This is a genomic window from Paenibacillus antri (assembly GCF_005765165.1).
In the GTDB taxonomy this organism is placed as follows: domain Bacteria; phylum Bacillota; class Bacilli; order Paenibacillales; family YIM-B00363; genus Paenibacillus_AE; species Paenibacillus_AE antri.
The window spans coordinates 391,073-410,330 of record NZ_VCIW01000001.1 but is presented as its reverse complement, the minus strand read 5'-3'; the positions used below and the strand labels follow the sequence as shown (position 1 = coordinate 410,330).

Annotated in this window: 15 protein-coding genes; 9 read left to right on the top strand and 6 right to left on the bottom strand. The window is 61.8% G+C overall.

All coding sequences use genetic code 11. The features are described from left to right. Positions 1-5 precede the first annotated feature (5 nt). Positions 6-2,228, top strand: a complete 2,223-nt coding sequence (locus tag FE782_RS01575) for a DNA topoisomerase III (RefSeq protein WP_138191806.1) — start codon at positions 6-8, stop codon at positions 2,226-2,228. A gap of 57 nt (positions 2,229-2,285) precedes the next feature. Further along, complete coding sequence (locus FE782_RS01570) at positions 2,286-2,726, top strand: DUF4395 domain-containing protein (RefSeq protein ID WP_138191804.1); 441 nt, start codon at positions 2,286-2,288, stop codon at positions 2,724-2,726. Positions 2,727-2,782: 56 nt separating this feature from the next. Here the strand turns inward: FE782_RS01570 and FE782_RS01565 are convergent, their stop codons facing one another. The 5 genes from FE782_RS01565 to FE782_RS01545 form a co-directional block, all read right to left on the bottom strand. Then, on the bottom strand, positions 2,783-3,214 hold the full coding sequence (locus FE782_RS01565; protein WP_138191802.1) for a hypothetical protein: 432 nt from the start codon (positions 3,212-3,214) through the stop codon (positions 2,783-2,785). Beyond that, entirely contained in the window at positions 3,198-4,625 is a 1,428-nt protein-coding gene (locus tag FE782_RS01560) for a radical SAM protein (protein WP_138191800.1), read from the bottom strand. The genes FE782_RS01565 and FE782_RS01560 overlap by 17 nt, the downstream gene beginning before the upstream one ends. After that, positions 4,615-5,397, bottom strand: coding sequence for a prolipoprotein diacylglyceryl transferase (locus FE782_RS01555; protein WP_138191798.1), 783 nt, complete (start codon positions 5,395-5,397; stop codon positions 4,615-4,617). The genes FE782_RS01560 and FE782_RS01555 overlap by 11 nt, the downstream gene beginning before the upstream one ends. Positions 5,398-5,413: 16 nt before the next feature. Continuing rightward, positions 5,414-5,671: a hypothetical protein gene (locus FE782_RS01550; RefSeq protein ID WP_138191796.1), complete on the bottom strand. Its 258-nt coding sequence runs from the start codon at positions 5,669-5,671 to the stop codon at positions 5,414-5,416. A 138-nt stretch (positions 5,672-5,809) separates the two neighbouring features. After that, the gene (locus tag FE782_RS01545) at positions 5,810-9,418 is read right to left on the bottom strand and encodes an S-layer homology domain-containing protein (protein ID WP_138191794.1); all 3,609 of its coding nucleotides are present in this window, start codon (positions 9,416-9,418) and stop codon (positions 5,810-5,812) included. Between the two features lie 135 nt (positions 9,419-9,553). On the opposite strand from FE782_RS01545, the gene FE782_RS01540 reads away from it, so the two are divergent. The 5 genes from FE782_RS01540 to FE782_RS01520 all read left to right on the top strand — a co-directional run bounded on the left by FE782_RS01540 (position 9,554) and on the right by FE782_RS01520 (position 15,981). Then, positions 9,554-11,590, top strand: a complete 2,037-nt coding sequence (locus FE782_RS01540; protein ID WP_138191792.1) for a bacterio-opsin activator — start codon at positions 9,554-9,556, stop codon at positions 11,588-11,590. 249 nt (positions 11,591-11,839) lie between these two features. Then, the gene (locus tag FE782_RS01535) at positions 11,840-14,032 is read left to right on the top strand and encodes an ABC transporter ATP-binding protein (protein WP_138191790.1); all 2,193 of its coding nucleotides are present in this window, start codon (positions 11,840-11,842) and stop codon (positions 14,030-14,032) included. After that, the gene (locus FE782_RS01530; RefSeq protein ID WP_138192400.1) at positions 14,032-14,529 is read left to right on the top strand and encodes a DUF1854 domain-containing protein; all 498 of its coding nucleotides are present in this window, start codon (positions 14,032-14,034) and stop codon (positions 14,527-14,529) included. Before FE782_RS01535 ends, FE782_RS01530 begins: the two co-directional genes overlap by 1 nt. A gap of 129 nt (positions 14,530-14,658) precedes the next feature. Further along, positions 14,659-15,267 (top strand): nitroreductase family protein, encoded by a 609-nt coding sequence (locus tag FE782_RS01525; RefSeq protein ID WP_138191788.1) that lies wholly within the window; start codon positions 14,659-14,661, stop codon positions 15,265-15,267. Positions 15,268-15,408: 141 nt separating this feature from the next. Next, a complete protein-coding gene (locus tag FE782_RS01520) occupies positions 15,409-15,981 on the top strand; it encodes a hypothetical protein (RefSeq protein WP_138191786.1) in 573 nt (190 codons plus the stop codon). Between the two features lie 827 nt (positions 15,982-16,808). Here the strand turns inward: FE782_RS01520 and FE782_RS01515 are convergent. After that, positions 16,809-17,153 carry a winged helix-turn-helix transcriptional regulator gene (locus tag FE782_RS01515; protein WP_202914462.1) on the bottom strand — a complete coding sequence of 115 codons (345 nt, stop codon included), beginning with the start codon at positions 17,151-17,153 and terminating at the stop codon, positions 16,809-16,811. 168 nt (positions 17,154-17,321) lie between these two features. Here FE782_RS01515 and FE782_RS01510 point away from each other — a divergent pair, with 168 nt between their 5' ends. Beyond that, on the top strand, positions 17,322-18,260 hold the full coding sequence (locus FE782_RS01510; RefSeq protein ID WP_138191784.1) for an aldo/keto reductase family protein: 939 nt from the start codon (positions 17,322-17,324) through the stop codon (positions 18,258-18,260). A 34-nt stretch (positions 18,261-18,294) separates the two neighbouring features. After that, the gene (locus FE782_RS01505; protein ID WP_238392298.1) at positions 18,295-19,146 is read left to right on the top strand and encodes a TolB family protein; all 852 of its coding nucleotides are present in this window, start codon (positions 18,295-18,297) and stop codon (positions 19,144-19,146) included. The last annotated feature ends 112 nt before the right edge of the window (positions 19,147-19,258 follow it).

The following is a 19,258-nucleotide window of genomic DNA, read 5'->3' as shown; positions in this document are numbered from 1 at the left end:
TCATCATGGCGAAACGGTTGGTATTGGCGGAGAAGCCCTCGGTGGCGCGCGATCTGGCGCGGGTGCTGAGATGCGATAAGAAAGGCGACGGCTTCCTGGAAGGGGCGAACGACATCGTCACTTGGGCGCTGGGTCACTTGGTGACGCTGGCGGACCCGGAAGCGTATGACGACAAATACAAAACGTGGCGGCTGGAGGATCTGCCGATGATGCCGGAGCGGCTGCAGCTGACGGTCATCAAGCAGTCGAGCCGGCAGTTCGCGGCGGTGAAGTCGCAGCTGACCCGCGGCGACGTGAACGAGATCGTCATCGCGACGGACGCCGGACGCGAGGGCGAGCTCGTCGCGCGTTGGATTCTCGAGAAGGCGAAGGTCGACAAGCCGATCAAGCGGCTGTGGATCAGCTCCGTGACGGACAAGGCGATCCTGGAAGGATTCCGCCAGCTGAAGCCGGGGAAAGACTACGAGAACCTCTACCACTCGGCGGTCGCTCGTTCGGAAGCCGACTGGTACGTCGGGCTGAACGCGAGTCGGGCGCTGTCGACGAAGTTCAACGCGCAGCTGAACTGCGGCCGCGTCCAGACGCCGGTGGTGGCGATCATCGCGCAGCGGGAAGAGGAGATCCATCGTTTTCAACCGAAGACGTATTACGGCATCGAAGCGCGCACGACCGACAACGTAACGCTGACGTGGCAGGATGCGAGCGGGAACAGCCGGAGCTTCGACCAGGAGCGCATCGCCGCGATCGTGAACAAGCTCGGGCGGCAGAACGCGGTCGTGACGTCGATCGATCGGAAGCCGAAGAAGTCCCATGCGCCGGCGCTGTACGACCTTACGGAGCTGCAGCGGGACGGCAACAAGCTGTTCGGCTTCTCGGCGAAAGAAACCTTGAGCATCATGCAGAAGCTGTACGAGCAGCACAAGGCAGTGACCTATCCGCGTACGGATTCGCGTTACCTGTCCAAGGATATGGCGGGCACGATTCCGGACCGGCTGCGGGGCTGCGGCGTCGGACCGTATCGCGCGCTCGCGGCGAAAGTTTGGAATAAGCCGGTGTCGGCGTCGGCCGCGTTCATCGACGACAGCAAGGTGAGCGACCACCACGCGATCGTGCCGACGGAGGAGCCGGTGAATTTGTCCGCGATGAGCGAGAAGGAGCGGAAAATTTACGACCTGATCGTGCGGCGATTCCTCGCGGTGCTGTTCCCGGCGTTCGAGTACGAGCAGCTGACCGTGCACGCGGCGATCGGCGGCGAGTCGTTCGCGGCGCGGGGCAAGACGGTGCTGCAGGCGGGCTGGAAAGAAGTATACGACGCTAGATTCGAGGACGAGGACGCGCCGGACGACATCCGGGAGCAGGTTCTCCCGCGGATCGAGAAGGGGCAGACGCTCTCCGTCCGCCTGATCGCTCAGACGTCGGGCCAGACGAAGCCGCCGGCCCGATTCAACGAAGCGACGCTGTTGTCCGCGATGGAAAATCCGACGCCGTTCCTGGCGCAGGATCAGAAGCAGCTTAGCGAGACGCTGAAGTCGACGGGCGGTCTCGGGACGGTCGCAACGCGAGCGGACATTATCGAGAAGCTGTTCAACTCGTTCTTGATCGAGAAGCGCGGCGGCAAGGAGATTTACCTTACGAATAAGGGGCGGCAGCTGCTCGAGCTCGTCCCGGCCGATCTCCAATCGCCGGCGCTGACGGGGGAATGGGAGCGGAAGCTGGAACGGATCGCGAAGGGGCAGCTCAAGAAGGACGTCTTTATTAGCGAGATTAAGCAATACACGAAGACCGTCGTCTCGGAAATCAAGGGGAGCGACAAGCAATACAAACACGACAACGTGACGCGGACGGCGTGTCCGGATTGCGGCAAGCCGATGCTCGAGGTGAACGGGAAGAAGGGGAAGATGCTCGTCTGCCAAGACCGCGAATGCGGCAAGCGGAAGAACGTCTCGCGCGTGACGAACGCCCGTTGTCCGCAATGCAAGAAGAAGCTGGAGCTTCGCGGCGAGGGCGAAGGGCAAATTTTCGTCTGCGTCGGCGTCGGCTGCGGTTACCGCGAGAAGCTGTCGGCGTTCGAGGCGCGGCGGGCCAAGGAGACGGGCGGCGGCAAGATGGATAAGCGGTCGGTGCAGAAGTTCCTCCAATCTCAGGAGAAGGAAGAAGCGCCGATCAACAACGCGCTCGCCGAGGCGCTGAAGAAGCTGCAGCTCGGCGGCGACGATGGCAAGAAGTAATACTCGGAATTGTGGTACAATAACCGCAAACGGCAATATTCGGGAAGGAGCTTCGCCATGTCCAAGAACGCCGCATCCGCTTACGACTGCATAGATGAAGTTCCGCTGCATCGGGTTCGAGGGAATCAGCTCGGCATTCTGCTCAGCGTCGTCGCAAGCGTGCTTACTCAGCAAGCGTGGGTGCTTGCGATTCCGTTAGCGGTGCAGCTGATCGGACGTTGGGCAGGCATTCGGTACAATCCTTTCGTTCGCTTATTGTCCCCGCTCTTCCCGAAGAGCACCCGAACGGAAAGCCGAGAGCTCCTCCGATTCAATAATCTGCTGGCGATTCTCTTCCTTGCGACGGCGCTGATCGCCTGGCTGCTGCAAGCGAAGGCGGTCGCTTACGCGAGCCTGGCGATGCTGACCGGCGCGGTGGTCGCCGCGTTATGCGGGTTTTGCGTCGGCTGCTTTATGTATTTTCAGTGGAAGCGATTTCGGGCAAAGCGTGTAAGGTAGATTTGGAAAAGGAAGCGCCCCCGCCGGACTTGCGTCCGGACGGGGGCGTTTTCGATTTAGCGGACGAAGATGTGCGCCAGAAACAATCCGGCGAAGACGAGCGCAGCCGTTAAGTGGAATTTCCGGCGGAAGCCGGAAGCCCTTCGGCTGCGCAGGTACCCTGCCGCTACCGTTATAGCGAGCAGCAGAATCGCCGCGTAGCCGCTGACCATTTTCGGATGAACATAACCGACGTAACGTCCGAGCTGGGCGAGCATAACGCCTGCGTGAATAACGATGAGCGCCGTGCCGGCGATGCCGACGTAGATATGCGATTTCATGAGCTTTCTGGCGAGCTTCACGGAGGCGACCTTGACCGCTTTCCAAGCGCTCCGCTTAATGACGAAGAAGAGGAACGCCAAGCTCAGGTTGACGAAGAATAGCACGACCGCGAGCTGAGCCGCGAGCTGTCCGTAAGGGGCGATCATCGTCTTATTTCGGAGCGGCAAGCCCGAACGCCTCGGCGACTTCCGCCTTTCGTTCCGCAAGAAGCTGCTCTTTATCGTCCCGGTAAAACATGTTGTACGTGTCGAACGGAATGACGCGGCCGTCCGGGTGGACGATGTGCACGCACGACTTCTTGACGGATCGGACGTCGAAGTTATACGCGTCTAGAAACTGCATGATGATGACGCGGAATACGTTGTCGTAGCCGATCGCGTCGGGCGCGGCCGCCATCGGCAGGCAGCAGAGCAGACTCTTCAGCGACAGCGCGGACGATTCCGGGGAGTGCGCCGTCGAGAACAGCTTGAAGATGTGCGACTTGAGCGTCTCGTCCGACTCGAACACGATCGTGTTGCGCCCGCCCTCGAGGAGAACGGCCGGATCGATCATGCCGGTGAGCGGAACGACCTCGTCGCCGAGCTTCAGGGCGTAGCCCATCGCCAGACAGTCCGGGTGGCAGGGCACCGGCAGCATATCCTCTTCCCGGAAGACGCCGGATTGCTCGATAATGCCGCGGCGCACCTCGCTGAGCGTCAGTCGGTCCTTCGACGGATCGTACTCGTCGAGGCGCCCGGCCGCCTGGATCGGCTGGAAGGTGACGCCCCGCACCGCCCGCTGCTTCAGTCCGTACCGGATGATATCGCCGATTTCCCGGTCGTTCAGCCCTTTCTTAAGCGTAACGACGAGCGTCGTCGAGACGTTGAACTCGTTCAAATGCTCGATCGCCTTCGCGCGGATGCCTCGCAGGTCTGCGCCTCGCAGCTCCTTGAGCGTATCCGCCTCGAAGCTGTCGAACTGCAAATACAGCTCGAATCCCGGCATATAGGAAGCCAACCGCTTGGCGAACTCGCGGTCCTGCGCAATGCGGATGCCGTTCGTGTTCACCATCAGATGTTTGATAGGTTTCTTCTTCGCAAGATCGAGGATTTCGAAAAAGTTCGGATGCGTCGTCGGTTCCCCGCCGCTGATTTGCACGATGTCGGGTTCTCCTTCGTTACGGACGACCCTGTCGAACATCGCTTCGATCTGCTCGAGGGAGCGGTAGGTCGCCCGATGCGGTCCCGATTCCGCGTAGCATATCGGGCATTGCAGATTGCATTGGTCCGTGACTTCGATCAAGGTGAGGCAGCTGTGCTGCTCGTGATCCGGGCACAGCCCGCAGTCGTAGGGGCAGCCGTAACGGATCGGAGTGTTCCATTGCAGCGGCATCTCCGACGGCTTATTGAAGTCGCGGCACCGCTTGTAGTACTCGACGTCCATCGAGAGAAGCACCTTCTCCGGCCCATGCCGCAAGCAGCGCTTGTGCATGAACACCTTCTCGTTTTCGATAACGATCTTAGCCTCTACCTTCCGGAAACACGTCGAGCAGATGCTGTTCGTCAGTTCGTGGAATACATAAGGTCGATTAGCGGGCATGGCGTATCCCCCGTTTCTTCGGATCGATCCATCTGGACAGCAGCGCGGCGTAGTACGTCAGCCCCGCCGCGCAAGCGAGCTGAATGTTGTTAAGCCCCAGATAGAAGTGAGGCGTGGGCTTGATAAAATCGATGGCGAATCGGTACAGCAAGTAAGCGGCCATGAACAGCTGGAACGCCGCTCCCGGAGGGAGAGACGCGTCGCCGCGCCGCATGCGTCCGCGGATAACGTGCAGCGCCGTTCCCAACCCGACCAGGAAGGCGATCTCGTAGAGCTGCGTCGGATGGCGAGGGACGCCGTCGCCGAAGTCGACGCCGATGGGCCAACTCGTCGGCGTGCCGTGCGTGCCGTCCTCGAGCCCGGTCAAGAAGCAGCCGACGCGCCCGATGCACATGCCGACGATGAGCGGCAGCACGAAGTCGTCGCCGGTCGACGACTTCCAACCGGCCAGCTTCTTCGCGAGCTCCACGCCGATCAGCCCGCCGAGCAGCCCTCCGACGATCGTCTTGCCCGCGAGCAGCGCGGTCCAATCGCCGGCGGCGGCGTGCGAGACGGTCAGCAGCGGATCTTCCAGCCAGAACAGCAGCTTCGAGCCCGCCGCCGCTCCGACCATGGCGCCGGCGATGATTTGCAGGCCGATCAGCGGCGGGATGCCGCCTTTGGTCCGAGTCCATAAATACACCCGGAAGCCGATAAAGTACGACAGCGACTCGAAGACGACGTGCGGATGCAGCTGCCACGAGCCGATGGCGATGTATACAGGGAACGACAACCGATCCGCCTCCAACTCAGCCTAAATTCGTAAAGAGGATTCCGGCGCACAACGCCAGAAGCAGCACTGTAATGGCGCCGATGATGGCAAGAATGGAGACGAGCGTCTTCACCCAGACGTTACGTCCGGGAATCATTCCCCCCGCGGTGCCGGTACGCTTGCAGCCGTCCCGGCAGGCGCCCGTCGCGGGATCGAAGCAGCCTTCGCACAGGGGCGTTCCGCATTGCCGACAGGCATGCGCCGCGGCGACGCCCGGGTGGCGTTTGCAATCCAATGGCGAACCCTCCTAACCTCTTGATCGTCCTTTCCATTATATAGCAACGTGAAGTCGATATATACGACATTGTCTCCGGTTTGACCTACACATGAAAGAAAGCGGAGCCGCATGATGCCTGCAGCCCCGCTTCTATGTTTATTCCGCGTCGATAAATTGAAGAGTCAGCAGCATACGCCGCAGCGCGGCGGCGCACTGCGCGCGCGTAGCCGTCGCTTGCGGCAGGAAGAGCGCGTCCGGGCCGCCCTGCAGCACTTCCGCTTCGACCAGCCTCGCGATCGAGGCGCCCGCCCAGCCGGAGATGTCTTCGGCATCCTTGAATCGCGCCGCCGAAATCGACGACGTTGTCGGGCTCGCGTCGCCGAAAGCGAACGCCATCGCCCGGTCGAGCAGGACCGCCATCTGCTCCCGCGTCACCGGGGCGTTCGGTCGGAACGTGCCGTCCTCGTACCCGGTCAGCAGCCCCGCTTCGCCCGCCGCGCCCGCCGCCCCGGCGTACCAGTCGCGCGTCGAGACGTCGGCGAAGCGCGCGCCGCGCGTCGACTCGGTCAGCCCCAGCGATCGAACGAGCAAGGCGACGAATTCGGCGCGAGTGACCGGATCCTCGGGACGGAATGCGTTCTCCGCCGCTCCCGCGACGATCAGCTTGTTCGCGAGCCGCTCGATGTCGTCTTGAGCCCAATGCCCTTGGACGTCGGAGAACGTCCGCTCCGTTCGAATGACGGTGTACAGGCTGTTATGCGGCGCGTAAAATTCCGCTTCGCCGCCTCCGTTCTCGGTCGGACGGAAGGTCGACGGGATGTAATGAGGCCGGCTATTCGCATCGACCCACACGACGGTAGACGCACGCGGATCGGGGAAGGCGTCCAATGCGACCGTCCGTACGGTATACGCTTCGCCTCGTCCGGTCAGCTCCGTCCCGTCGAGGTACAGCGAGAAGTCGACGGGAAGGGCGAGCATCTCATAGCCTTGCTTCGCCAATTCGTTCCTCACGCGGACTTGGACGTCGCCCGCGGCATCCGCGATTGCGATCGTCAGCGTGTCCGCTTCCGGGAGCGACGGCCAGTAGCGCAGCGGAAGCCTGTAGCTCGCGCCGTCGACCCGCAGCTCCAGCGCCGCGTCGGGGTACGCTTCCCGCGCTTCCCTTAGCGCCGAGGCGGGCAGGTCGAGCTTCACGATCGGGTCATCGACGTTCGCTTCGACGACGGCGATGCCGCCGGCCGCGAACAGCTCGCTTACGATCGACGCGTCCGCGATCAAGCGCAGCGCGCTTCGGCCGTCGGGCGCGGTTTCCCGTCGAACGGGAATCGCTAGGCTCGTTCCGTTCAGCTTGACTTGCATCGTCTCGACTGCCGGAGACGCCGGCGCCGGCGAAGCGGTGAAGTCGTCCTCGTCGTCATCGTCGTCGTCCGCGCGGACGGCCGACAAGGCGATCGTTCCGACGTCGACCGTCTCGCCCGCGACGACGACGACGGCGACGTCCTTCGGGGAATGCCCGGAGGCGCTCGCGCGCACCGTCCGGCTGCCCGGCGCGACGTTCGTCAGCGCGAAGCTTCCGCGAACGTCGGTCGTCGTCTCTACGCCGTCGACGGACACCGTCGCGACGGCGAGCGGATTGCCGTTCGCGCCGTACACCGCGCCCGTCACCGAGCCGACGGTCGGCGGCGCCGGCATCACCGTCACGGCGACGCGATCCGTATGCGCGCCGTCCGCCGTCGTCGCCGCGATCGTCACGACGCCCGGAGCGACGGCCGCCACCTCGCCCGAGGGGCTGACCGTCGCGATGTCCTCGCGATCGGAGCGCCAGACGACGGTCGGATCGGAAGCGTTCGCCGGTTCGACCGTCGCGGTCAGCCGCCGAGGCGGATCGCCGACGGTCATCGTGAAGTCGGACGCGTCGATGCGCACGCCGGTGGCCGGAATCGGCGTCGGCGAGAGCGAGACGATCCCGATATCGACCGTCTCGCCCGCGACGACGACGATGGCGACGTCCGCCGGATCGTATCCGCCGGCGACCGCCTGCAGCGTTCGGCCGCCTTGCCCGACGTTCGCGAGCGCGAAGCGTCCGTATACGTCGGTCGTCGTCGACGCGGCGTCGATGGAGACGGTCGCGCCAGCGATCGGAACGTCGCCTACGCCGTAGACCGATCCCGTCACCGTGCCGACGGACGACTGGATATGCCCCGCCTCGAGCGCGACGCTCCCCCATGCCGCGACCCGCCCTTGTGCGTCGGCTTCGTAGAGGGCCAGGTATTGGCCGACGTTCGCCGACGGAATGTCGCTGCCCGCCTCATACGCGATCGCTTCCGCCGGAACGTCGGCTCCGACGAGCGGCCGCTCAGGCGCAGAGCCGGTAAGCGTATATAGGAACGTATGGTCCGCCGCGCCGGGAACCGCGGTCGCCCGGGTCGTACCGTAGGCGGCGCCCGGTCCGACCGCGAACGAAGCCGGTTCCGAAGCGTATGCTTCGATGACCAGGGAGAACGTCTTCGAATCGCCGACGCCCCCAGCATCGACGGCGGTGACGGTCACCTCGAACGCGCCCGACTGTTCGGGCGTCCCTTGAATCGCCCCCGCCCCGTTCATCGTCATCCCGGTCGGCAGCCCGTCGGCGCTCCAATTCAACGTCGTATCCGCGCCTTCGAAAGCGCCGAGCGTATAAGAATAAGGTACGTCCTTCGTTGCGGAGGGCAGCGACTCCGTCACGATCGCGTGGCGCAAGTACGGGTACCCGTCGTTCACGCTCGGATGGATGACCCACGTATTCGCGAAATCCCACCCCGCGTAACTGGACGCTTGCTTCATCGAAGCGGTCGGAAGGCCGATCGCCCCGCCCGCCCCTCCGTCCGTCGTACCGCTCGCGTCGCGATCGAAATACGAGCTCGCGACGTTGCCGGTGGAGGCGATAGAGGCGATAAATCCGCGGACGAAGGGGTAGGCCGTCCCCGGGGGGGCGGCACCGACCGGTCCGGCCGAATAGGCGCCCCGTATGTCGCCGTTAATGAGGAACGCCGCGAGACCCGCGGAGTGCAGATAGACGCCTCCGCTTCGGTTGGAGACGGAGCCTCTCGCATACACGTCGTCGACGTCGCCCGCGCCTTTGCTTCCGACGAGACCCGCTGCGTAAATATTAGGCGCGGTTCCGCTGTCGACGGAGGCCGCGGAGTAGGAGCGCGCGATACTCGCGTTATTCGACGCGCCGACGAGTCCCGCGACGACGGAGGCACTCCCGGCCCCTAGCTTTCCTCTCACGATTCCTACCGAATAGGAGCGGTCGATGAGGCCGCCGCTCTGCACTCCGGCCAACCCGCCTGCGTATTCGCCGGCGAAGATGTCGACCGACACACCGAGGTTGTTAACGGTACCGCGAGTATCGCCGAAAAATCCGGCGTACGCGTAATCGTCGCCGTCGTCTCCGGCGTCGTCTACGATCGAGACGCCGGTAACGCGGTGTCCCCCGCCGTCGAAGACGCCGCTGAAAGCCGGGACGCCGTTGCCGCCGAACGGTCTCCACTCGAAGCCTTCCGGCAGCGCGATATCGTTCGTCAGCCGGATGTTTCCCGCGACGTACTCCGTTTGATTTTCGTTCAGGTACATCAGCTGGGCGGCGGTGGACACCTGCACCCACCCGTCGACGACGGGCGGAACCGGCGGCTCGGCGGCGCGGGCCGACGGCATGTGCCATCCCGGCGGAATCGCGAGCGCCAGGACGATCGTCCAGACTACGAATAAGGAAATGCGTTTCATAGATGCATTGCTCCTTCGTTGCGTGCAAGATGAAATGTATTCAGACCTTTTCATAGTATAAAATAATAGTAGGTTCTGGAATGTTTCGTTTTTGTTTCATATTTCATACTTTGTCCGAAGAAAGTTGAGTGCGGGATGAATCGAGTACCTGTGATCGGCTTCGTCGAAGAGATAGCGAGATTCGAGGAATGGATGACGGATCCGGCCGCCGAGACGACGGTCTTTTCGATCTCGGGCATCGGGGGGATCGGCAAGACGACGCTGCTGATGGAGATGGCGCGCGGCGCCGGTCGGGCATCGGCGATGACGTTGTGGCTGGACGGGTCGGGCGAGACGTCCACGTCCGGCGCGTTCCTGACCGGTCTGGAGACGACGCTGGAGAGCGAGTACGGTCGTACGCGTCCGGCGGACATGCCGCTGTTAACCTTCGTCGTCGCCGAATTGTCGCGGCAGCGGACCGTGCTGCTGCTGGATAACGGCGAGCGGATCGATCGTCTCGAGGGCTGGCTGCTGTCCAGCTTCCTGCCGAAGCTGGCATCCGCTCAGGTGCTGCTCGCGGCGGCGTCTCGGAACGGTCTGCCCTTGACCTGGCGAACGAATCCGCATTGGGGGCCCCGCGTTCGCTCCTTTCCGCTGCAGCCGTTCACGCGGCGGGAGGTGCAGGCGTACTTGCGGCATAGCGGCCTCGCGGCGGACGTACAGGAGGAGATCGCGCGGAAGTCGGAGGGGCATCCGCTCCTGCTCGCGCTTACCGTCGAGTGGATGCGTTCGAACGGCGAAGCCGCGCCTCGCGGGATCCCTTCGATCGTCACGGCCGAATTGCTGCGGGAAGCGACCTCGCCGTCGCTGCACCGCGTCTTGACCGCGATGTCGCTGCTGCCGCCGTCCGACCCGCAGACGCTGAATCGAATGCTGGACGCTCCCCTCGACGTCGCCGACGTGCATGCGCTGGGACGGCTGTCGTTCGTCCTCGGGACGCCGCAAGGATGGGCGCTGCATCCGCTGGTCGCCCGCCTGCTGCGCGAGGATTACGCCGCCGCGTTCCCGGAGGCGTTCCGACGGCTGCGCCGGAAGGCGTTCGCGCTGCTGGAGGAGCGGTTCCCCGAAGCCGACAAGAAGTCGCAGATGCGGATCGCGGGTCACGTCTTGGAGCTGTACCGAGAGTTTCTGCCCTCGACCAACGCCTACGCCGTCTTTACGTCCAACGTGGACATCGGGGAGCGGCGCCCGTTCGAGCCGGCCGACTTGCCGGAGCTGCAGCGGCTGCTGGCCGCGTCCGTGGAGGAGAACAATTGGCAATCGGAGCTGGCGCTCGCGGGACAGTATGCGGCGCTGCTCGAAGAGATCGCGGCGCATTCCCCTGAGGGGATCTGCGTCGTACGGAACGCGGAGGGCCGCCCGATCGCCTTCAGCGCCGGCATCCTGCTGCATGCGCGGACGATGCCGCTGCTCGAACGGTACACGCCCGAATTTCCGGTATTGCTCGGGGAAGAAGCGGAATCGCTTCGTCAGCTTCCTCCCGAGGCGGCGGATACGATGCTCGTGGCGCTTGCCGCCGTCGACTCCAGCCGCTCGGTCTACCAGCCGGAGGAAATCGGCGGCGTCTTGATGCTGGAGTGGTTCATCATGATGACCGGCGGCTGGAGAGGCAGGATGGTGTCGGCCGACCCGCAGCTGAACGGTCTGCTGTCGGTGTTCGGGTTCCACGATTTGGGACAAGTCGGCGGCATGACGAAGTGGGAGATCGACTTCCGGCACGTTCGATTCGACGCTTGGATGAAGACGGTCATTCGGCATACGGGGGCGGACGGCGGCAACGGGGAGGAGCGGCCGGCCGGCGGGACGGGCGAACGGATGCGCCTGGCCGAACAGGACGCAAAGCTCATCCTGCAACGGCTATACGACGAAGGCGACGCGCTGGATCCGTACGTCGGGGATGGTGGACGTTACCGGACGAAGGACGAGCTGCGCGGGAAGGTGCTGGCGCTGCTGACGGAAGAGCGTCCCACGCATCCCTTGTCGCCGCTGGATCAGCGGATATTGCGGGAAAGTTACCTTACGAAGGCTCGGAATAAAAACCAACTGGCCGACGATTTCCACATGAGCCGCACGACGTTTTACCGGCACAGCCAATCCGCCTTACGGCGTCTCGCCCAGGCGTTGAATGGCTGACCGCACTTGGGGAATGCCCATGCTCCCGGCTGTTAGGGAACATGACGTTCCCAATTTGGGCGAGCAATGGCTGAACCGTCAGCGATCTCGTTGGAAAGGAGCAAGCGATGCCGCAAAGGGAATCATAGGTATGTGAATACAAAACGATAGGTTGTCACGTCCGAAAGTAAGCGCTATACTTTCTATGACGTGGAACAAAATACCAATTTATGAAATGATAGAAACGGTTAACACAATTGGGGGATGCCAATGCCGACCCGGGATCGACTTCCGGATCATCTTCGGAAGCAGCTTACAGGCGAACTGCTGTTCAGCGCCAAGACGGATCTTCTGCCAGACGGACGATTCGGCTTGCAGTGGATCGCCGTTACCCGCAGCGACATCGCGATCTGGCCGGAGGAAGGTCCGGCGGCGTTGCGATTGTCGACCGCGGAACTGAAAGACGCGAGAGCCGTCGGCGGAATCGGCGGCGGCGCGCTGCTCGCCGACACGGAGGGCGGACCGGTCGTGATTGCCCGCTATACGGCCGCGTTGAGCCCGGTCTTCACGTTCGCCGCAAAGCTGATAGGAGCGCTGGCGAAGAAGGAGGAGCTGCCGGTCGCCTCGGAGCGCGACTTCCCGCGGTATTGCCCGACTTGCGGCAATCCGCTCGCCGAAGGCACGCAGGTGTGCCAGCAATGCTTGAACAACGGCAAGGTAGCCGGACGTATGCTGCGATACGCGAAGCCGTACAAACTCCAACTGGCCCTAGCGGCTTGTATGTTGGTAGGGACGACGTTGGTCGAACTGGTGCCGCCGTATCTCACGAAGGTCATCATCGACGATGTGCTCCAGGCGAAAAGCATGGGTTCTACGCTCCTGCTTGTTATCTCCGGATTAGGTCTTACCATGTTGCTGATGAGCGCCATGCAGACGGTAAGAGGATTCATCGGAGTGTGGGTCGGCTCCAAGCTGATGGGAGATCTGCGCAAGGACATTTACGGGTCGTTGATGAGACTGTCGCTGGCCTTCTTCGACCGTCGGCAGACGTCGCAGTTCATCGGCCGCGTCAACAACGACGCGGAAGCGATGCGCCAGTTCATGACGGACGGCGTCGTCTTCGTCTGCGGCGAGTCGATGCGCATCGTCGCCATTTTCGTCATTATGTTCGCGCTGGATTGGAAGCTGTCCTTGTTCGCGCTGCTGCCGATGCCGGTCATGGTGGCGGTGTCGATGACGATCTGGCCGAAGATCGGACGCCGTTGGTACCAGCAATGGCGTTCCATATTCCGGCTCAATACGCTGGTCGGCGACTCGCTGCAGGGCGTTCGCGTAGTCAAGGCGTTCGGCCGAGAGCGAGAGGAGATGTCCCGCTACGGCGACGCCAACGTCGACGTCGTTCGGAACAACATTCGGATGGAGGGGCTCTGGCAGTTCATGTTCCCGGCGTTCAACCTTATCGCGGGAATCGGTACGCTCCTGATATGGTACAGCGGGGGCAACAAGGTGTTGAACGGCGAGATGCAGTTAGGGGTCTTGATGGCCCTTATCGCGTACCTCGGTATGCTGTTCGGGCCGCTGCAATGGGTCAGCCAGATGATCAACTGGGCCAGCAATGCGATGGCCGCCGCCCATCGGGTGTTCGAAATTATGGATACCCCGTCTGAAGTGCCCGACGCGCTCGAGCCGGCGCCGCTCGGCGTGATCAAGGGCGATGTCGTCTTCGAAAATGTTACCTACGGTTACGAGAAACACCACCCGGTATTAAAAGATATCAATCTGCAAGTAAAGGCCGGGGAGATGATCGGTTTGGTCGGTCATTCGGGAGCCGGCAAGTCGACCTTCATCAATCTCATATGCAGATTTTACGACACGGACGAGGGAGACATCCGCATCGACGGCGTCCCGATCCGCAGCATCGGCCAATCCGATTTAAGAAGGCAAATCGGCGTCGTCCTGCAGGAGACGTTCCTATTCGACGGCTCGATCGCGGACAATATCGCGTATTCCAAGTCCGACGCGACGCCGGAGGAAATTATGCGGGCGGCCAAGATCGCCAACGCGCATGATTTCATCGTCAGGCTGCCCGACGGCTACGACACGCGCGTAGGCGAGCGGGGACATAAGCTGTCCGGCGGCGAGAAACAGCGCGTGGCGATCGCGCGAGCCATCATTCATGACCCGCGCATTCTCATTCTCGACGAAGCGACCGCTTCCGTCGATACGGAGACGGAGCGGCAAATTCAGGAGGCGATATCGAGGCTGGTGCAAGGGAGAACGACGTTCGCGATCGCCCATCGGCTGTCTACGCTCCGCAACGCGGACCGGCTGGTCGTTCTTGAGCGCGGGAAGATCGTCGAAGTCGGCACGCACGAGCAGCTTCTCGAGAAGGAGGACGGCGTCTATCGCAAGCTGGTCGACGCCCAGAAGGAGTTGTCCAAAATCAAGGGGGTGGAGGGGTGATGGCGGAAAGCTTCGATATCCGGATCCTGGGGCCGAACGACGCATATTTTAGCCGCAACAAGGGCGGCGTGCTCCAAGGCGTCATAGACGGCAAGCCGTACGGCGAGCTTGTCGTCTACCGAGCGTTCCCGTTTCGGTACGCTACGGAGTATATATCGGTCCGCGACGCCAAGGGCGAGGAGCTTGGGATCGTGCGCGACATCGCGGAGTTGAACGAGGAAAGCGTCGCCGAACTGACGAAGGAGCTTCAGTATCGGTACTTCCTGCCGAAGGTGACGCGCGTCGACAGCGTGAAATTCAAGTCCGATCTCTGGTTATGGGAGCTTCAGACGCATCTAGGGCCGACCCGGATGGCGATGCGAAATCTTCACGAGCATCTGCAATATCCCGGCGATCGTCGGGTCATTCTGACCGATCTGGGCGGCAAGCGCTGCGAAATTACCGACTGGCAGGCGCTCGACTCGCACAGCCGAAGACAGCTGGAGGAAGTGCTGTAACGCGAAAGAAGCCTGTAGACGGGGGATGACTACAGGCTTCTTTCGCGTTTGCTCCGGGGAGGCATTCGTTTACGATACTTGGACAACGAACCGCGCTTCCTACATAATGAAGGTCGGAGGTGCATGAATATGGCAGAGACGAACCGTCCGGACGACGAGGTGCGGGAAGCGCGGCCGACCGCATACGAGGTTCATCCGAACGTGCTGCAGCGTTGGTCCCCCCGCGCGTTCGACGAGCGGGAGGTGCCGGAAGAGCTTCTGTTCGGTCTGTTCGAAGCGGCGCGGTACGCGCCGTCGGCGAACAACGAGCAGCCTTGGCGTTATGTCCTCGCTCGAACGAAAGAGGATCGTGAGGCGTTCTACGAATTCATTAACGAAGGGAATCGGAGCTGGTGCGAACGCGCGCCCGCGTTGGCGCTGCTCGCGGCGAAGAAGACGTCGACGCGCAACGGCAACCCGATGCGCACGTATGCGTTCGACGCCGGAGCGTCCTGGGCGACGCTGGCGCTCGAGGCCACGAACAAAGGGCTTGTCACGCACGCGATGGGCGGCTTCGACGCCGCTAAGGCGAAGGAGGCGCTCGGCTTCACCGACGACTACGAGCCGATGATCGTCATCGCGATCGGCTACCGCGGCGATCCCGCCGTCTTGACCGAGGGACAGCGCGAGCGGGAGAAGCCGTCGCCGCGCAAGCCGCTGAGCGAGATCGTGCACGAAGGGAAGTTCACGGGAGAATAGGCAGCTTGTTCGGAAAAGGGTGCCGAAGCGCAGCGCGGATCGCGATGCGACTTCGGCATTTTCCGTTAGGAATCGGGTGTAACAATCCGGAAACCGTTCCCGTCTATAGAGAATCATCTAAGATAGGGAGGGACCGTTGGAATGAAGAAAGTTTTGTTGTTCTTAACGATGCTGGCGCTGATGGGCGTTGGATATGGTTGTACCGGCGTAGGGAACGCGACTTCCCCGCCGCAGCCGTCGGAAACCCCGGCGGAGGAGCAAGCCCCACAGGACGACGCGACGGATACGACCGATGCGGATGCGGGCGACGGCACGTATCGAAACGCCGATTACGGATTCGACTTCGCTTTGCCGGACAGCTGGAAGGGGTACACGATCGTAGTCGACGAGTGGGAAGGGACGACGCTGGAGGCGACCGAATCTTCTGGAACGAAGGGGCCGCTCCTGTCCATCCGTCATCCGGAATGGACGGCGGAAGCGCCGAGGCAGGATATCCCGATCATGATCTTCACGACGGAGCAATGGGACCGGATCCAAGACGACGAACTGCACGTCGGCGCGGCGCCGAGCGGTCCGAGCGAGCTCGGGCGTAATTCCAAGTATGTGTTCGCTCTTCCGGCGCGGTACAACTATGCTTTCCCGACCGGGTACGAGGAAGTGGAGAGCATACTGGCCGACCATCCGCTTACGGCGACGGAAGACTTTCAGGATTGAATCGCCGTCGCGCAGCCGATCGTAAAATGCGACGGGGTCTGTCGAACCGGGTATCGTTTTCCCAATCGGATGCTATAATAATAGTAACTCGGTCGGGGCGGTGATGGGATTGAAACAGTTGGATTTACGTCAGTTGGAGCAAGAACTTAAAGTCGGTAGAGCCGAAGCGGAGCGTATCCTATTATCCAGTAAACCTTCGCATAGATCGTTCCGCAGGCGCCCTCGAGACGAGGAAGAACAGGGAATCCTCGACCGGATCGCCGTAGAGAAGTGGAAGGCGGCCGAGGAAGCGGGGAAAATCAGATACTCTAGTAGGACCGAGTGGTACTATGAATATTGAACAAGCGTTGGTCGCGATCGATAAGTTGGTCGGACGTGGATCTGATTTTCAGTAGAAGAGATATTGCCGACGAGTGCTTTATTCAATTAGGTTTCATGAAGGCGGGTCGTCACTGGTACCATGAACGCCTTGGCATTAGTATAGAGATTCCGAACGATATCTTAGATTTGGCCGACAGCGACAAGGTGATTAAGCTCAAACTATCAGAAGACTCCTACGTATATGTTATAGGAATCGAAGATATTATCTTAGATCGGATGAGGGCTTGTGTTCATCGGATCTCTACATCGGATTGCGAGTGGGGCTATCGATTGTTTCTTCTTCACCGAGAGCGCTTGGACTTGGGGTATATGAAGGAAAAGTCCGCAGTGGACTTGACGTCTAGTTTGCTGGCTGCATGGTTGGAACAGAACCAATCGTAGCAATAGAAGCTCCGTGCGACACTCGGCACGGAGCTTTCCTTTTCAAGGACATTGCAATGATCGCCCTACGTCCACCGAGCCGCCCATAACTTCATCTCGTGACAGATTTTGTGCAGGTCGTGGCCTTTGGGCGTCAGCTTATATTCGACGGTCACCGGCACGGTCGGAAAGACGTGCCGCTCCAGGACGCCGTGATCCTCGAGATGGCGAAGCGTACTCGTCAACGCCCGCGGGCTGACGGCGGGGATGAGCCGCTGCAGCTCGCCGAATCGGCGCGTTCCGCAGAACAATTCGCGAATGACGAGGAATGCCCATTTTCCGCCCAACACGTCCAACGTTTTCTCGATATTGCACTCGATGACGTCCGGCGTCTTCGGGATGTAACTGCTTGCTTTCTTCGCGATGGTCATGCGTACATCCTCCTTGCATTAACTATATTATGTATAGTAAGTACACTCCATATAATTAAGTGAAATGGTTTTCCCTTCTTCACATCTTATAGGAACTGTCCTAAGATTTAAAGAGAAAGAACCTAAATCTGATTCGGCGGCTTCGTCGGGAAGAAGGAGGATGTACACATGAATTACAGAAAGCTAGGCGGCACCGGCCTGAAGGTGAGCGAGATCAGCTTGGGGAGCTGGCTTACATATGGGGGCTACGTCGAACGGGAGAACGCGGTCAACGCGATCAAGACGGCGTACGACCTCGGTATTAACTTCTTCGATACGGCGAACGTATACGAGCGAGGCGCCGCGGAAGAGGTCGTCGGGGAGACGCTGAGAGCGTACCCTCACGAGTCGTACGTCCTGGCGACGAAGGTGTTTTGGCCGATGGGCGACGGTCCGAACGACCGCGGCTTGTCCCGCAAGCACGTGATCGAGCAGGCGAACGCGAGCTTGAAGCGTCTGGGTCTGGACTATGTCGATATCTACTACTGCCACCGTCACGATCCGGAGACGCCGCTGTACGAGACGCTGCGGGCGATCGACGATCTGGTGCGCCAAGGGAAGGTGCTGTACGTCGGCGTCAGCGAGTGGCAGGCGTCGCAGATCGCGGAAGCGCTCGGCACGGCGGACAAGTATTTGCTCGACCGCATCGTCGTCAATCAGCCGGTGTATAACATGTTCAATCGCTATATCGAAAAGGAGATCATCCCCCTCAGCGAACGCTCCGGCATCGGCCAGGTCGTCTTCTCGCCGCTGGCGCAAGGGCTGCTGACGGGCAAGTACACGTCCGCGACCGACGTACCGGCCGACAGCCGCGCCGCGAAGCTCGAGTGGATGCGTAACGGCATCACCGAGGAGAAGCTGGCGAAGGTGCGCCAGCTCGAAGGCATCGCGAAGGAGCTGGACATCTCCGTCGGCAACCTGGCGCTCGCTTGGATTTTGCGTCAGCCGAACGTCGCCAGCGCGCTCGTCGGCGCCAGCCGTCCGGAGCAGGTCGTCGAGAACGCGAAGGCGTCGGGCATCAAGCTCGAAGCGGACGTGTTGGAGCGGATCGAAGCGATTTTGGCGTAAGCCGGGGAAGTTCGACGCGAGGGAGGGCGAGCCATTGCGCAGCACGACGAGCATCCTTGAAATGATGGACGTAGACACCGGCGAGCGGACGACGCTGGCGGCATTCGACCGGCTGATCGAAGCGCCGAACTGGACGCGGGACGGGAAGCTCGTCTATAACTGCGAAGGCGGCCTCTTCTCCTTCGATCTCGAGACGCGCGTCAGCGACCGGATCGATACGGGGTTCGCCGCAGCCTGCAACAACGACCATGTGCTGTCCCCCGATCACCGGTCCGTCGCGATCAGCCATCATACGGCGGAGGACGGCCGGTCCCGGATCTACGTCTTGCCGTTGGCGGGCGGGCATCCGACGCTGATTACGCCGCTGGGCCCGTCCTACTTGCACGGATGGTCGCCCGACGGCCGGACGCTGGCGTATTGCGCCGAACGCAAAGGGCAATACGACATCTATACGATCCCGGCGATCGGCGGCGTGGAGACGCAGCTGACGAATCTTCCCGGGCTGGACGACGGACCGGAGTATTCGCCGGACGGGAAGCGCATTTGGTTCAATTCGACGCGTTCCGGCCTCATGCAGGTGTGGCGGATGAACGCGGACGGCAGCGAGCCGACGCGGATGACGTTCGAGGACAGCAACAACTGGTTTCCGCACGTCTCTCCGGACGGGGAGCGCGTCGTCTACCTCGCCTACCGAACGGGCGACGTCGCGCCCGGCGATCATCCGCCGGACAAGGACGTCGAGCTCCGGATCATGCCGAGCGCCGGCGGTCCGTCCCGCACGCTGGCGAAGCTGTTCGGCGGGCAAGGGACGATCAACGTAAATTCGTGGTCTCCCGACGGCAAGCGGATCGCTTTCGTCAGTTACGGAAGCCCATCGAACGCGTAAGTCGAGAAATGGAAACTCCCGCTTCTCTCGCTCCGAAGGCCGATTGCCGGCCCCGAGCGATAGAGCAGCGGGAGTTTTTTATACGACTGACCGATCAACCCATGCGCAAAAT

What these genes read in the sequence shown, in the direction of transcription:
- FE782_RS01535 (WP_138191790.1), top strand. Translation starts at nt 11,840, where the DNA reads ATGCCGACCCGGGATCGACTTCCGGATCATCTTCGGAAGCAGCTTACA.
- FE782_RS01510 (WP_138191784.1), top strand. Translation starts at nt 17,322, where the DNA reads ATGAATTACAGAAAGCTAGGCGGCACCGGCCTGAAGGTGAGCGAGATC.
- FE782_RS01570 (WP_138191804.1), top strand. Translation starts at nt 2,286, where the DNA reads ATGTCCAAGAACGCCGCATCCGCTTACGACTGCATAGATGAAGTTCCG.
- FE782_RS01515 (WP_202914462.1), bottom strand. Translation starts at nt 17,153, where the DNA reads ATGACCATCGCGAAGAAAGCAAGCAGTTACATCCCGAAGACGCCGGAC.
- FE782_RS01575 (WP_138191806.1), top strand. Translation starts at nt 6, where the DNA reads ATGGCGAAACGGTTGGTATTGGCGGAGAAGCCCTCGGTGGCGCGCGAT.
- FE782_RS01560 (WP_138191800.1), bottom strand. Translation starts at nt 4,625, where the DNA reads ATGCCCGCTAATCGACCTTATGTATTCCACGAACTGACGAACAGCATC.
- FE782_RS01525 (WP_138191788.1), top strand. Translation starts at nt 14,659, where the DNA reads ATGGCAGAGACGAACCGTCCGGACGACGAGGTGCGGGAAGCGCGGCCG.
- FE782_RS01545 (WP_138191794.1), bottom strand. Translation starts at nt 9,418, where the DNA reads ATGAAACGCATTTCCTTATTCGTAGTCTGGACGATCGTCCTGGCGCTC.
- FE782_RS01520 (WP_138191786.1), top strand. Translation starts at nt 15,409, where the DNA reads ATGAAGAAAGTTTTGTTGTTCTTAACGATGCTGGCGCTGATGGGCGTT.
- FE782_RS01530 (WP_138192400.1), top strand. Translation starts at nt 14,032, where the DNA reads ATGGCGGAAAGCTTCGATATCCGGATCCTGGGGCCGAACGACGCATAT.
- FE782_RS01540 (WP_138191792.1), top strand. Translation starts at nt 9,554, where the DNA reads ATGAATCGAGTACCTGTGATCGGCTTCGTCGAAGAGATAGCGAGATTC.